This window comes from Nonomuraea rosea (genome assembly GCF_039539705.1).
GTDB lineage: Bacteria > Actinomycetota > Actinomycetes > Streptosporangiales > Streptosporangiaceae > Nonomuraea > Nonomuraea rosea.
Genome location: NZ_BAABDQ010000021.1, coordinates 187,029 through 200,766, shown reverse-complemented (window position 1 = coordinate 200,766; position 13,738 = coordinate 187,029). Strand labels below are relative to the sequence as shown.

The 13,738-nt window shown below is 69.2% G+C and carries 9 protein-coding genes; 1 reads left to right on the top strand and 8 read right to left on the bottom strand.

What is annotated here, in order from left to right:
* Positions 1–68: 68 nt before the first annotated feature.
* The 4 genes from ABEA43_RS38745 to ABEA43_RS38730 all read right to left on the bottom strand — a co-directional run bounded on the left by ABEA43_RS38745 (position 69) and on the right by ABEA43_RS38730 (position 5,665).
* Positions 69–2,903 (bottom strand): vitamin B12-dependent ribonucleotide reductase, encoded by a 2,835-nt coding sequence (locus tag ABEA43_RS38745; protein WP_345569931.1) that lies wholly within the window; start codon positions 2,901–2,903, stop codon positions 69–71.
* Positions 2,900–3,355, bottom strand: coding sequence for a transcriptional regulator NrdR (gene nrdR / locus ABEA43_RS38740; protein WP_103955744.1), 456 nt, complete (start codon positions 3,353–3,355; stop codon positions 2,900–2,902). The genes ABEA43_RS38745 and nrdR overlap by 4 nt, the downstream gene beginning before the upstream one ends.
* 1,171 nt (positions 3,356–4,526) lie before the next feature.
* Positions 4,527–4,895, bottom strand: a complete 369-nt coding sequence (locus tag ABEA43_RS38735) for a LysM peptidoglycan-binding domain-containing protein (protein WP_345569926.1) — start codon at positions 4,893–4,895, stop codon at positions 4,527–4,529.
* A 335-nt stretch (positions 4,896–5,230) separates the two neighbouring features.
* Complete coding sequence (locus ABEA43_RS38730) at positions 5,231–5,665, bottom strand: hypothetical protein (RefSeq protein WP_345569924.1); 435 nt, start codon at positions 5,663–5,665, stop codon at positions 5,231–5,233.
* Positions 5,666–6,731: 1,066 nt separating this feature from the next.
* Here ABEA43_RS38730 and lexA point away from each other — a divergent pair.
* Positions 6,732–7,439 (top strand): transcriptional repressor LexA, encoded by a 708-nt coding sequence (lexA, locus tag ABEA43_RS38725; RefSeq protein ID WP_345569922.1) that lies wholly within the window; start codon positions 6,732–6,734, stop codon positions 7,437–7,439.
* A gap of 396 nt (positions 7,440–7,835) precedes the next feature.
* On the opposite strand, the gene ABEA43_RS38720 is transcribed toward lexA, so the two are convergent.
* The 4 genes from ABEA43_RS38720 to ABEA43_RS38705 form a co-directional block, all read right to left on the bottom strand.
* Complete coding sequence (locus ABEA43_RS38720; protein WP_345569920.1) at positions 7,836–9,287, bottom strand: family 43 glycosylhydrolase; 1,452 nt, start codon at positions 9,285–9,287, stop codon at positions 7,836–7,838.
* Positions 9,288–9,354: 67 nt separating this feature from the next.
* Positions 9,355–10,695 (bottom strand): glycoside hydrolase family 43 protein, encoded by a 1,341-nt coding sequence (locus ABEA43_RS38715; protein ID WP_345569918.1) that lies wholly within the window; start codon positions 10,693–10,695, stop codon positions 9,355–9,357.
* A 205-nt stretch (positions 10,696–10,900) separates the two neighbouring features.
* Positions 10,901–12,712, bottom strand: coding sequence for a DUF8189 domain-containing protein (locus tag ABEA43_RS38710; RefSeq protein WP_345569917.1), 1,812 nt, complete (start codon positions 12,710–12,712; stop codon positions 10,901–10,903).
* Between the two features lie 114 nt (positions 12,713–12,826).
* Positions 12,827–13,681 (bottom strand): nucleotidyltransferase domain-containing protein, encoded by an 855-nt coding sequence (locus tag ABEA43_RS38705; protein WP_345569916.1) that lies wholly within the window; start codon positions 13,679–13,681, stop codon positions 12,827–12,829.
* Positions 13,682–13,738: the final 57 nt, after the last annotated feature.

Below are 13,738 nucleotides of genomic sequence, written 5' to 3'. Positions count from 1 at the left end.
GGGCAGGGAGCCGAGGAGATCCAGGCACCCTGCCCTGACCAGGCGTTTCTCGCCCTTTACGCTTGCGATCAGCTGCAGCCGCTCGTCGAGCCGCACCCCTCGCAGACGTAGCAGCTACCGGCCGGCCGCATCTTGGTGCCGCAGGTCATGCAGAGCGGCGCGTCGGCGGTGAAGCGCTGGTGGCTCTCCAGCGTCAGCTCCTGAGCCGGCCGCTCCACCTCAGCCCCGGCGCCCGACCCGGCCTTCGGCTTCTCCTCGATGGGCGCCGACTGGGCCAGCGCCTCGCGGTCCACCGCCTCCTGCAGGGTCGCGGGGTCCTCGCCCCGCTGCTGCGCGGCGCGCTCGGTGGCCGAGAAGATGCCCAGGGCGGCCCGCTCGTCGTACGGCAGGTGGTCGAGGGCCAGGCGGCGGAAGATGTAGTCCATCACCGACGTGGCCATCCGGATGTCCGGGTCGTCCGTCATCCCCGCCGGCTCGAAGCGCATGTTGACGAACTTGCTCATGTACGTCTCCAGCGGCACCCCGTACTGGAGCCCGATGGAGATCGCGACGGAGAACGCGTCCATGACGCCCGCCAGCGTCGAGCCCTGCTTGGACATCTTGAGGAAGACCTCGCCGAGCCCGTCGTCAGGGTAGGACGAAGCGGTCATGTAGCCCTTGGCGCCGCCCACCGTGAAGCGGGTGGTCATGCTCGGCCGCTGGTTGGGCATGCGCCGCCGGGTCGGCCGGTTGACCTCGATGACCTTGACCTCGGGCTCCGCGGCCTTGGCCTCTTCCTTCTCCTTCTTGGTGCCGCCCGCCGACAGCGGCTGGCCGACCTTGCAGTTGTCGCGGTAGACCGCCAGCGCCTTGAGGCCGAGCTTCCAGCCTTCGAGGTAGACCTGCTCGATGTCGTCGATGGTGGCCGACTCGGGCAGGTTGACCGTCTTGGAGATGGCGCCGGACAGGAACGGCTGCGCGGCCGCCATCATCCGCACGTGGCCCATCGGCGCGATCGCCCGCTCGCCCATGGCGCAGTCGAACACCTCGTAGTGCTCCTGGCGCAGGCCCGGCGCGTCGACGACGTGACCGTGCTCGCCGATGTACTCGACGACGGCCTCGATCGACTCCTGCTGGTAGCCGAGCTGCTTGAGCGCCCGCGGGATGGTCTGGTTGACGATCTGCATGGACCCGCCGCCGACGAGCTTCTTGAACTTGACCAGCGCCAGGTCCGGCTCGATGCCGGTCGTGTCGCAGTCCATCATCAGGCCGATCGTCCCCGTGGGGGCGAGCAGGCTGGCCTGGGCGTTGCGGTAGCCGTTCTTCTCGCCCTGCTTGAGGCACTCCGACCACTGGCGCGACGCCTCGGCGTGGATCTTGGCGTCCATGGAGCCGACCGTGCGCAGGTCGTCGTTCGCCGCCGCGTGCTTGCGCATGACGCGCTTGTGCGGCTCGGCGTTCCTGGCATAACCGTCGTACGCCCCCACCACGCCGGCCAGCTCCGCGCTGCGGCGGTAGGACACACCGGTCATCAGCGAGGTGATCGCACCCGCCACGGCCCGGCCGCCGTCGGAGTCGTAGGCGTGGCCGGTCGCCATGAGCAGCGCGCCCAGGTTGGCGTAGCCGATGCCGAGCTGCCGGTAGGCCCGCGTGGTCTCGCCGATCTTCTCGGTCGGGAAGTCGGCGAACGTGATCGAGATGTCCATCGCGGTGATGATCAGCTCGGTCAGCTTGACGAAGTTCGGGACGTCGAAGGAGTTGTCGTCCCTCAGGAACTTCAGCAGGTTGATGCTGGCCAGGTTGCAGGAGGAGTTGTCCAGGTGGACGTACTCGGAGCACGGGTTGCTGGCCGTGATCCGCCCGGTCTCCGGGGTGGTGTGCCAGTCGTTGATCGTGTCGTCGTACTGGACGCCGGGGTCGGCGCACTCCCACGCGGCCTTGGCCATCTTGCGGAAGAGGCCCTTGGCGTCGACCTTCTCGATCACCTCGCCGGTCAGGCGGGCGCGCAGGCCGAACTCGCCGCCCTTCTCCACCTCGCGCATGAACTCGTCGGAGACGCGCACGGAGTTGTTGGCGTTCTGGTACTGGACGCTGACGATGTCCTTGCCGCCGAGGTCCATGTCGAACCCGGCGTCGCGCAGCGCGCGGACCTTGTCCTCCTCGCGCGCCTTGGTCTCGATGAACTCCTCGATGTCGGGGTGGTCGACGTCGAGCACGACCATCTTGGCCGCCCTGCGGGTGGCGCCGCCGGACTTGATCGTCCCCGCGCTGGCGTCCGCCCCGCGCATGAAGCTGACCGGGCCGCTGGCCGTGCCACCGCTGCTGAGCAGTTCCTTCGACGAACGGATCCTGGACAGGTTGACGCCCGACCCGGAACCGCCCTTGAAGATCACGCCCTCTTCCTTGTACCAGTCGAGGATCGACTCCATCTGGTCATCCACCGACAGGATGAAACACGCGCTGACCTGCTGCGGCGACTGGGTGCCCACGTTGAACCAGACCGGCGAGTTGAACGCGAACACCTGGTGCGCCAAGGCGTGCTTCAGCTCGTGGTCGAAGATCTCGGCGTCCTCATCGGAGGCGAAGTAGCCGTTCTCGATCCCGGTCTTGGTGTAGACGCCGACGACGCGGTCGATGAGCTGCTTCAGCCCCCACTCGCGCTGCGGCGTGCCCACGGCGCCGCGGAAGTATTTCGTCGTCACGATGTTGGCCGCGTTGACCGACCAGAACTCGGGGAACTCGACGCCCCGCTGCTCAAAGTTGATCGAGCCGTCGCGCCAGTTCGTCATGACGACGTCGCGGCGCTCCCACTGGATCTCGTCATACGGGTGCACACCGGGCTTAGTGAAGATCCGCTTCATCTTCAGTCCCTTACGCGGACGCTTGCCCCCGCGCGCCACTGAACCGCTGGCCGTCTCCGTCATGACTCCCCCTTCTCCGCCTTCAACTGTGAGATCTCGGCTTCGAAGTCCGCCAGGCTCTCGAAACCGCGATATACCGATGCGAATCGCAGATAGGCCACCTCGTCGAGCTCCCGCAGCGGGCCGAGGATGGCCAGGCCCACCTCGTTGGAGGGGAGCTCCGCCGCGCCCTTCGCCCTGATGGCCTCTTCCACCCGCTGCCCGAGCTGCGCCAGCGAATCCTCGCTGACCGGCCTGCCCTGACACGCCCGCCGCACGCCCGCGACGACCTTGTCCCGCGAAAACGGCTCTGTCACTCCGCTGCGCTTGCTCACCATGAGCAGTACGGTCTCCTGCGTGGTGAACCTGCGCCCGCACTCGGGACAGGTGCGCCGCCGCCTGATGGCCGCGCCGTCGTCCGTCGAGCGGCTGTCGATGACCCTGGTGTCAGGGTGGCGACAGAACGGGCAGTGCACGCTTTCGCCTCCTCGGGATCCGCGGCCACCACACGCGTGCGAAACCGCCATGACGGGACGCTCGCGCACACTCCACGGCTAGCCATAGAGCGGTCACGGAAACACAAGGTGTGGTGAACTACATCGGTGTAACTACTAGATGTTGTGGTCCAACCGTAGAAGCGCGCGACCATGAACGCAAGTTGAGCCGAGCCATCCGGCCGAAGTCGCTGATCAGCCCGCCATCCACTTCCGCTTCGGGCGTGTCGCCGCCCAATTCGCGATCTTCGTGCTGGTGAGAGCGTCACAACGGTTGCATCGGACCTCAGTCGTGAACAAACCTCACAACGGTACCGGAGGACTCGCCCTCCTCCTCCACCCCGCCACGAAGCCTCCGCTTACACCCCGATCGCCGCCTCTAACTCCTGTCCCAAATCCCGACCCGTCCGCCCGCGCCGGCTCCCCCTGCCAACACCGGCGCCTCCATCATTTCGCGCACATCGTTCCATCGCCCGCCCCCACACCCCGTCACCACGACCCAAACCCGATGGTCCTCACGTGCCCCTACCGGTGGGGCCAACCACTCCACCACTGGTACGCCCACGCGCCCGGACGGCGCGGGCGCAAGCACTCCACCGGCCCCACCCCTGGGACAAGCACCTGTACCGCTCTGCCCGCCCACGCCCCGCTCCTCAAGATCCCGAACACCGTACGACCCCGCTCCAGGCGCTACGACCATCCCGTGCCGGCCACTGAATCCCAGGTCAGCCACCTATCTGTAAAACGCCGGGCGGCCGCGCAAAATGCCGGCAACCGCCCGAAGCCGGTGGTCACAACCTGTAGACCCGTAACCCCCCAACGGCCGATCGCCTCAGCAACTGCGGGACGGCCCTCATGACGGCCGCTGTAGCAACACGCGAGGACAAGCTGCGGGAGGACCGCCGTGGCGACCCGCCGGACGACCGGCAGAAGTGACCCGCAGGGACCACCCGCCGAAACGACCGCCTTGACGGTCCACAGGACAAGCACCATGGAGACCCCCAGGGACGACCGCATGGCGACCCGCAGGGACGATCCACGCTGAGACTGAGACGACCCGCCGAAACGAGCGCTGTGGCAGCCCGCAGAACGAACCGCCTGGACGACCCTCTGGGTCGGTCACTACAGCAGGCTCTGCGGAGTCACCGTGCGGTCACTGCGGCGGTCGGCGTAACGCGGCGGTGTTGCGCGGAACGTACAGACGGGTGCCGGAGCGTATTAAGGAGTCGGTCAGGCCGTTCAGCCGCTTGATCTCCTCCACCACCGCGCCAGGGTCGTCTCCCTGCGAGAGAGCGTCGGCAATCGCCCACAACGTATCTCCCTGGTGGACCTCCACCCACGGCAGCCCCGCGTGGCTGGGCACCACGACCTGCACGTCAGCGTGCCCGGCCGCATGAGTCCCGAGCCAGAACCCGCCGAGTGACAGCAACGCCACACCGACGACCAGCACAACGCGCCCGCGCCGGGTCAGCCGCAACGGCGGTGCGGAACAGCGTGCGGAACGGCGTGCGAGTCGCGCCACCGCCCTCCGGCTCCTGAGCCCCCGCCAGGTTCGCCACCTTGCCCCGTTCAACCGGTCGGTCGGCTCTCGCCGGTCAACCCTATTCGGCCGGTCTGTCTGGTCTCGCCGCCCTGCCCGGCCCCGTCGGACTTGCAGCTCTCGCCCATCCCCTTGCCTCGGCCAGACCTTCTGGTCCCACCGGCTTCCTTGCTGCCAGCGGTCCGGATCGTCAGGCTGCTTCGCCCGGCCCGGCTGCAGCGCCGTACGGCGGCTCCACGGACGGCGGCCTTTTCCGGATCCAGTGGCGCGCCTCCAGAAGCGGCTGGTGCGGCCGCCCGTCCTGGAGCCCTCGCCCGTCACGTTTCCCCGAGGACCGCCAGCCCGGCGGCTTGCCTGAGTTGTCCCACTCTCATCGGGGCTCCCGCCAGAGCCTCCGCCGCCCCGGACGCTTCCCTGGGTGCCTCGGGCTCGAGCGCCCTTTCGGGGATCCCGATCCCGGACACCTTTCCGGGCACTTCGGTCTCGGAGACCCTCTCGAGAACTCCGGCCTTGGAGACCTTCCCGAGAGCCTGGGCCCTGGAGACCCTCCCGCGAACCCGGGCCTTGGGGACCCTCTCGCGAACCCCGGTCCCGGAAACCCTCCCGCGAACCACGATCCCGGAGGCCTTCTCGGGTGCCACGGCTCTGGATGCCTGCCCGAGAGCTCCGGCTCTGGATGCCTTCTCGGGAACCCTGATTTCCGGTGCCCTCCTGCGAACCCCCGCCTGGGGTCCTTCCCTGCAGATCTGCATCGCTCCCGACGTTCGCCGCCGAACGTCCGGTCCCGACGATTCCCATCGGGTCCTCACCCCCGCCACTCCCCCTAGAGCTCATACCTTCAGCACCTGGCCGCCCCTCAACGGCTCCCGTGCCTGCCGGCTCGCTGTGCCGCGAGCCGCCTCTCCCGCGTGGTTCACTCGCGGGACCGCCCACCCGACGCCCTTGAGCCCGCCGGCCCCGAGCCCTGCGATCCCGAGCATCTGGGTCCCGTGTGCTTGGGTCCCGAGTGCGCGGGCCCCGAGCGCCTGGGTCCCGCGTGCGCAGGTCCCGAGTGCCTGAGTCCCGGGCGCCCGAGTCCTTCGCGCCCGAGTCCCGCGTGTGCAGGTCTCGAGTGCCTGGGTCCCGCGTTCCGGGGGTTCCGGTGTCGGAGTCTCGCGTTTCGCGCCCCGGAGCGCCGCGGCGCAGAATTCCGGATCCCAGAATCCCGGACCTCAGGATCCCGGATCTCAAGGTGCCAAATCTCAGAATCCCGCGTCCCCGCCTACTACGGCCTCGGCCGTTGGTGTCGGGCCGGCGGCTGGTCGTCGTTGCGTCGTCGGCACCGTCAGCGCGGGCTCCTCCCCTGCCCGGCGGAGCGGTGTCGTCGGCATCCTCACTCGAACGCGGTGGGGGGACCAGTCGCAAATGCGGCCTTCCCCCATCATTCGAACGGGACCCCAACCTCTTCCCAAGATTCCCTCGAGAGCCGGCCTCCTTACGCGTATTGTCGCCCCGTCGATCCGTGCTCTGCGTGGCATCGGCGATGAGCGTGAGTCGCTTGGCGTCTTCGCTGGTCATGTCCGGATTTGTGGGTGTTCGCATGGATGACCTCCTGCCGTGTGGCCTGAGGAAAAGGCCAAATAAAGATCAGCAAATCGAACACGGTGTCGATCGAACTCCCGTACGATGTTGTACACCACACGGGCGACATTTTCGAGGAAGACTCGAACAATTGTTTGAAGATGATCTTCAACAGCGATACGGTCGCTGTGTGCGACATCAGGACCACGGACCGGGAGGTGCGCCGGTGAGGCGGGCCGCCAGGCGAGGAGGAAGAGCATGAGCGAGCGGGATGACGCAAACGGGGTCAGTGACCTCGCGGTGCGCCGACGCGACTCCCTGGGCCTGACGCCCAGGCAGCGCAAGATCCTCGAAGTGATTCGCGACTCGGTACAGCAGCGCGGATATCCGCCCTCCATGCGCGAGATCGGCGAGGCGGTGCAGCTGACCAGCACGTCCAGCGTGTCGCATCAGTTGACGGCGCTGCAGCGTAAGGGTTACCTGCGCCGCGACCCGCACCGGCCACGTGCTCTCGAGGTGCGCCTGCCCGGCGAGCCGGTGCTGTGGGTCGACCCCGACGCGGCCGACGACGAGACCCCGGTCAACCGTCCGACCGCCGCCTACGTCCCGCTTGTCGGCCGCATCGCCGCAGGTGGCCCGATCCTCGCCGAGGAGAGCGTCGAGGACGTCTTCGCGCTGCCCAAGCAGCTCGTCGGCGAAGGCACCCTGTTCCTCTTGCAGGTCGCCGGTGACTCGATGATCGAGGCCGCCATCGCCGACGGCGACTGGGTGGTCGTTCGCCAGCAGCCGGTCGCGGAGAGCGGTGACATCGTGGCCGCCATGATCGAGGGCGAGGCCACCGTCAAGACCTTCAAGCGCAAGGACGGGCACGTCTGGCTCGTCCCCCACAACTCCAACTACGAGCCCATCCCCGGTGACGAGGCCAGCGTCCTGGGCAAGGTCGTAGCGGTCCTGCGCCGGCTGTAGCCGACGTCGTCACCGATGACGACAACTCGGGCGCGCGTCATCGTCGCGCCGCGTTCCGGCGCGCGCCAATTTCACGCAGCTATGAAGTACGAGGTACGAGGCCGGGCATCCACGGCTGGTCGGCTGGCTGTCAGCCTCGTGCTCCTGCCAGGCTCGCACTCCTCCCGGTCCCGTGCTTCTGTGGGCTCGTCCTGATGATCCCGCGCGTCCATAAGGTCCGTACGTAAGGCTTGTACTGCCGGTCTTGTGCGTGAAGCGTGTGCTGGTGGTGTCGCACGTAAGGCCTGTGCCGGTGGTCCCGCACCTCCACCGGCAACGATGATGTCCGCCGTCGCCCCTCCTCCTCGGGCGGGCTCCATCACACCTCCCGAAGCCCTCACTTCACGGCGAAGCTCCCTACTCCAGGATGAAGCTGGCGTTCCCCCGGAACGCGCTGGTCCCGTCGTTCTGCTCCACCCACACCTGCCCGCCCCGATGCCGCAGGAAGTACCCCGGGAAGTTGGCCGACTCCAGCGAGACCGTCCCCGACCCGGCGAGGCCCGTGCGGCGGAAGAAGCTCGCGTCGGCGCCGAACAGGCTGGTCCCGTCCCGCTGCTCCACCCAAGCCTCGTGGTTGCGGTGCCGCAGGAAGTACCCGGGGAAGTTCGTCGACTCCGGCGAGACCGTCCCCGAGCCGGAAAGACCGGTGACGAGCCTGAACTGGGAGTCGGCCAGCGGGGAGACGTTCGCTTCCAGGCGCGCCCGGTAGTTCCAGTGCCGCACCGCCTGCCCCGGCGTGTCGTACGACAGCAGCCGCACCGGCGTCGCCCCGTCGGGCACCGGGATGCCGAAGTCGGGCGTCCCGTCCGATCGCCAGTACACCTTCTGCACCCTGGTACGCCGGTTCGGGTCGTTCAGCGGATCGCCCGTGATGTCCCGGTAGCTGCGATCGTGGTAGACGAGGATGTCGCTCTGCCCGTCCTCGGAGACCGTGAAGGAGTTGTGCCCGGGACCGTACTGGCTGGTCGCGGCGCTGGTGGCGAAGACCGGGTTGGGGCTCTTCGTCCACGAGGCGGCCTGCAGCGGGTCGGCCGAGGCGGATGCGGTCAGCAGCCCGAGGCAGTAGTTGGCGTCCGTGGCACTGGCCGAGTACGTCAGGAAGAGCCGCCCGTTGCGCTGCAGCACGGAGGGCCCCTCGGCGACCTTGTAGCCGCGCGTCTCCCAGGCCAGCGCCGGCACCGTCAGCCGGGTCGTGGCGCCCGTGATCGTCCAGGGGTTGGCGCCCATGCGGGCGATGTACAGGTTCGAGTTGGTGGCGATGCCCGGCTCCTGCTGGGCCCAGAGGAGGTAGCGCACGCCGTTCGCGGTGAAGGTGGTGGCGTCCAGGGAGAAGGTGTCCCACGGGGTGGTGATCCGGCCGCGCTCGGTCCAGGCGCCGGTCAGCGGGTTGGCGGCGGAGCTCTCCAGCACGTACATCCGGATCCGCCAGATGTCGTCGGCCCGGCCCGCCGCGAAGTAGACGTACCACTTGCCGTTGATGAAGTGGATCTCCGGAGCCCAGATGTGCGCGCCCATCTCGCCGGTGGCGTGCTTGCGCCAGATGACCGTCTCCTGAGCGCTCGCCAGGCCCTGGATGGTGGTCGCCCGGCGCAGCACGATGCGGTCGTACTCGGGGGCCGTCGCGGTGAAGTAGTAGTAGCCGTCGGTATGGCGGAAGATGTGCGGGTCGGCGCGCTGGGCGGCCAGCGGGTTGGCGTACTGCACGGCGGGTGAGGCGTGCGCGGCCCCCGGCGACAGCAGGTTGGACATCACGATGAGCAGCGTAGTCACGGTGATGATCGCCGATCTGGCGAGGGAGCGTGCGGGCACGGGTTCGTCCTTTCCCATAGGTCAGTGGGGCGCGGGGCCGCCCCACGCCGGTACACCCGGGGAGGGGTCAGGCCAGTGGTGCGGTGACGGTGAACGACGCGTCGGAGGCGAACACCGACGTGGCCGCCAGCAGATCCGCCCGCAGCTCGTAGTTGTAGTGCCGCAGATACCGCCCCGGCAGGTTGTACGACTCGAACGAGGTCGTTCCCCCGCCCGCCAGCCCGGCCCGTCCGCAGAACGTGGCGTCACCCTTGAAGATCGCCGACCCGTCGTCCCGCTGCAGGGTCAGCCGCAGGTTGTAGTGCCGCAGGTAGTAGCCGGGCTGGTTGACCGACTGGAAGGAGTAGCAACCGGAATGCGCCAGCCCCGCGCCCACGGTGAACGTGGCGGACTGCCGGTCGGCGAGCGTGCTGGACGCCGAGAGCGGGTCGAGGTAGGCGAGCTGGCTGCGATGGCGTACGTACCGGTCGGGGAAGTTGGCCGAGCGCAGCGACCGGTTGCCGGTGGGCACCGCCGTCGCGTCCCCGGCGTCCTCGCGCAGCACCGTGAAGTGCCTGGCCGTCCCGGACAGCCCCGCCAGCTCCACCTTGGCCCCGAACGACGACAGGTTCGAGCTGTCGGCGTAGTAGTAGCGCCCGCCGGTGTAGTTGTCGAAGTAGAGGCGCCACCGCCCGTCGGCCAGCCGCGTGAGCGCCGGGCCTTCGAGGCCGGAGCCCCAGCCCGCCCAGTTCCCCGTGCCCGTGAACGTCCACGGCCCGGTCAGCGAGGTGGCGGTGGCGTGCTCGATGTACTTGGTCGTCTCGTTCTTGAGGAAGTTGTGGTAGGTGGAGCCGCTCTTGACGACGAAGCTGTCGATGTAGTTCGCCGGGATGCCCAGCGCCGCCGGGGCGCTCCACGAGGACAGCGCGCTGTTGGCGGCGGTGATCCGGTACGGCCTGAACTGTCCTGCCGTGCCGGCCGTGGACGCCGAGTAGATCACGTGGACGCTGCCGTCGGAGTCCTTGAACCACTCGGGCGCCCAGGTGCTGCCGGTGGCGCCGTTCAGCCCGACGGTGACGTTGCGCAGGAAGGTCCAGCTCACGGTGTCGGCGCTGCGGGCGAAGCCGATGGTGTCGCCGGTCCAGTTCGTGGTGTGGACGAGGTAGTAGTAGCCGTCGGTGTGCCGCATGACGCTCGGGTCGCGGATCAGGCCGGACGGCGGCGTGTAGGCGTTGGCCCGTACGAGGGTGAAGGCGGCGGCGTTCGCGGAGTCGTAGACGTACATGTTCGACTCGCTGCTGTTGGTGAACGCGGTCATCAGATAGTGCGGCACCGGGCCCACCGCGTGCGCGGCCGGCGCGAACATGACGGCCGCGACGGCGACGAGCAGGGCCACGACCGTCCTGCGGACACCTCGACATGTACGCATCCAGCGGCCTCCCGCAGTGTTAGCGTTAACACCTCACCGCGGCCGGTCTGGCCCGGTGATGGCATTCGCGGGTATTCGTACCCCGGCCTGCACCCGGCGTCAATCCCTGGCGGAGCCGCGCGCCCTCAGCAGGCGCGCGGCCCGTGACCCGTGGCCCGTGGCCCGTGGCCCAGGACTCACCAACCGCGCGGCCCGCCGCCCAGCCTCAGACCCAGCCGTTGCTGGGCGCCGTCTGCCAGGTGTGCCAGAGCGCGCCGTCCGCCCCCTTCGTGAAGACCTCCAGCCGCCCGTCCTGGTTACGCCCCACGGCAGGCCCTTCGAGCTGCGTGCTCCCGAGCGAGCTCCACCCGCCCCAGCTCCCACCCGGCGTCATCTGCCAGATGTGGTGCGTGGCGTTGTCCGAGCCGCGGGCGAACACCTCCAGCCGCCCGTCCGCGTTGGACGTCGCGCAGGGCTTGGCGACCCAGCCGCCGAGCGAGGCCCAGCCGCTCCAGCCGCCGTTGGGGGTGACCTGCCAGTTGTGGTGCAGCGCCCGGTCGGAGCCGACCACGAACACCTCCAGCCGGCCGTCGGCGTTCCTGGTCACGGTGGGCTCGTCCACCCAGCCGCCGAGCGAGAACCAGTCGCTCCAGCCACCGTTGGGGACGGTCTGCCACTTGTGATAGAGCGTCGCGTCCGTGCCGCGGACGAAGAGCTCCAGGCGGCCGTCCCGGTTCGCGCCGACCGCGACGGGCCCGGCCATGATGCCGCCGAGCGAGAACCAGTCGCTCCAGCCGCCGTTGGGCACGGTCTGCCACTTGTGATAGCAGGCGCCGTCCGAGCCGGTGACGAACACCTCCAGCCGGCCGTCCGCGTTCGCGGCCACGGCAGGGTTCAGCGCCCAGCCGCCGAGCGAGCTCCAGTCGCTCCAGCCGCCGCTGGGGACGGTCTGCCACTTGTGACAGAGCGCTCCGTCGAAGCCGCGGACGAAGAGCTCCAGCCGCCCGTCGGCGTTGCGGCCGACCGCGATCGGCCCGGTCACCCAGCCGCCTTCCGAGGCGTAGTCGCTCCAGCCGCCGTTCGGTGTGACCTGCCATTTGTGGTGCAGCGCGTGGTCCAGGCCGCGGACGAAGACCTCCAGGCGGCCGTCGGAGTTGCGGCTGACGGCCGGGTTGAAGACGGTTCCGCCGAGCGGGAACCAGTTGCGCCTGGCGCCGTAGACCGACTGGATGCCCTCGATGTCGTCGCCGGTCAGGTCCCTGAGCGGGCCGCCGTAGAAGGCGAACATCACCGAGGACTGGACCGCGGAGTGGGCCAGGCCGAGCCCGTGCCCCAGCTCGTGCAGGGCGACCGTGTAGAGGTCGATGCCGTTCGGCGGCAGGCTCACCGACCAGGTCTCGGCCTCGTCGAAGTGGCAGTCGCCGGCGATGGCCCCGCCGTTCGGCGGCGGGTAGAAGCAGTGGGCCAGCACGCCGCCGGGTCCCGCGAAGGCGAAACCGTCGCCGTGGTCGCCGGAGTACCAGCCGATCCGGAGGTCTCCCTGGACGGCGACCTCGGTGAAGGTCAGCGGCGTCACGGCCGACCACTTGCCGAACGCCGCGACCACCGCCGCCCGTTGCTGCGCCGGGTCGAGGTCGGGGGAGAAGTTGTCGAAGCTGTACGTGACCTGCTCGCCCGCCCACCGGTTGCCCTGGGCCACGAACATGTCGACCCCGGCCACCGCGTCGTCGGGGAAGCCGCACCTCGGCCGGTTGAGCAGCAGGAGCGTCGAGTCGTCCAGCACTCCGCTGACCATCAACCCCTGCTGCTGCTGAAATCTGCGGACGGCCAGCTCCATGCGGTCGTCGTACCGGGTGGGATCCTCGGGCGCGAACGGCACCGCCGGGTGGTGCAGCAGGTTGCCCGTCCGGATCTCCGGGTTCGGGAAATACCCGAAGCGCTGGAGGTACTGGTACAGCAGCGCGACGTCGGGACCTTGGTCGCCTTTCTTCAAGGTCCTGGTGGGGATGCGCGGGGGGATCGGGGAGGATTCGCTCATCAGGAACCCGCCTTTCGAAGAGTCTCCCCCACTGTTCATCGCCGGGCCGGGCGAGTCGTCCGTGTGCCGCCTAGGGTTATCCCTAGGCTTGCGCCCGGACCGGCGAGGGCCGCCCTACCGCTGCCGCCAGCGCGCCTCATAGACCTCGTGCGCCGCGGTGATCGCCTGGTCGGCGAAGCCCAGCACGTCGTCCTTGCGCTCGAACGGCGAGCTGTACAGCGAGGGTCTGGGCGTGCCGAAGTGGTCGCCGAGCCCCGAGAGCGCGCTCGCGAGCGTCGGCAGCGCGGCGTCCTCCTCCCGCAGCCGCAGGGCCTCGTTCACCACGCGGTGCCACCGCTCGGAGAACGCCTGCAGCGCGTGCCGCCCCGCCCCCGTCTTCGAGGTGATCTCACCGGTCGCCAGCGTGTAGTGCAGCCGCGCGACGCCCGTGACGAACCACACCGTGCCGTAGCCGCCGAGGCTGAGCAGCCCCCATGGGGAGGCCGGGCGGGAGGCCCGGATCACCAGGCGCCGCCAGTAGCGGTCGAGGTTGCCGTCGGTCCAGGCGGCGAGCGCGGCGGGATCGTTCCAGATCTCCGCCTCGCCCGGCTTGGGGCCCCGGCAGGTCAGGCCGTGGCCGCTCAGCGTGTGCCAGGTGACCGGGTTGACCTCGCCACGGCGGTTGAGCCGGCCCGCGTGCGCCTGGGGCCGCTCGCCCAGCCCGGCCGGGTCCTGCCGGAGGTCGTCCCACGTGACGTAGACGCCGTCGAACGGATGAGCGCCCAGCCTGGCATGGATGCGTTCGAGCACCCCGGCCGGCGGATCGGCGGCCGTGACCGCGACGAAGTCCACGTCGCTCGCGCCGGGACGGTAGTCGCCCAACGCCGCGGAGCCCTCCAGGTAGAGCCCCTCCACCAGCCCAGGAGCCTCCGCGTCGGCCAGCGACAGGTAGGTCTCGACTATGGCTTCGATCTTCGGGTGGGGCGTCATGGCCGCCCAGCCTGCCACAACCGGCGTCGTCGGCTCATCACAATCACGAATCCTAGA

Coding starts and splice junctions, on each gene's coding strand:
- ABEA43_RS38745 (WP_345569931.1), bottom strand. CDS start 2,903: ATGACGGAGACGGCCAGCGGTTCAGTGGCGCGCGGGGGCAAGCGTCCG.
- ABEA43_RS38730 (WP_345569924.1), bottom strand. CDS start 5,665: ATGCAGATCTGCAGGGAAGGACCCCAGGCGGGGGTTCGCAGGAGGGCA.
- lexA (WP_345569922.1), top strand. CDS start 6,732: ATGAGCGAGCGGGATGACGCAAACGGGGTCAGTGACCTCGCGGTGCGC.
- ABEA43_RS38715 (WP_345569918.1), bottom strand. CDS start 10,695: ATGCGTACATGTCGAGGTGTCCGCAGGACGGTCGTGGCCCTGCTCGTC.
- ABEA43_RS38710 (WP_345569917.1), bottom strand. CDS start 12,712: ATGAGCGAATCCTCCCCGATCCCCCCGCGCATCCCCACCAGGACCTTG.
- ABEA43_RS38705 (WP_345569916.1), bottom strand. CDS start 13,681: ATGACGCCCCACCCGAAGATCGAAGCCATAGTCGAGACCTACCTGTCG.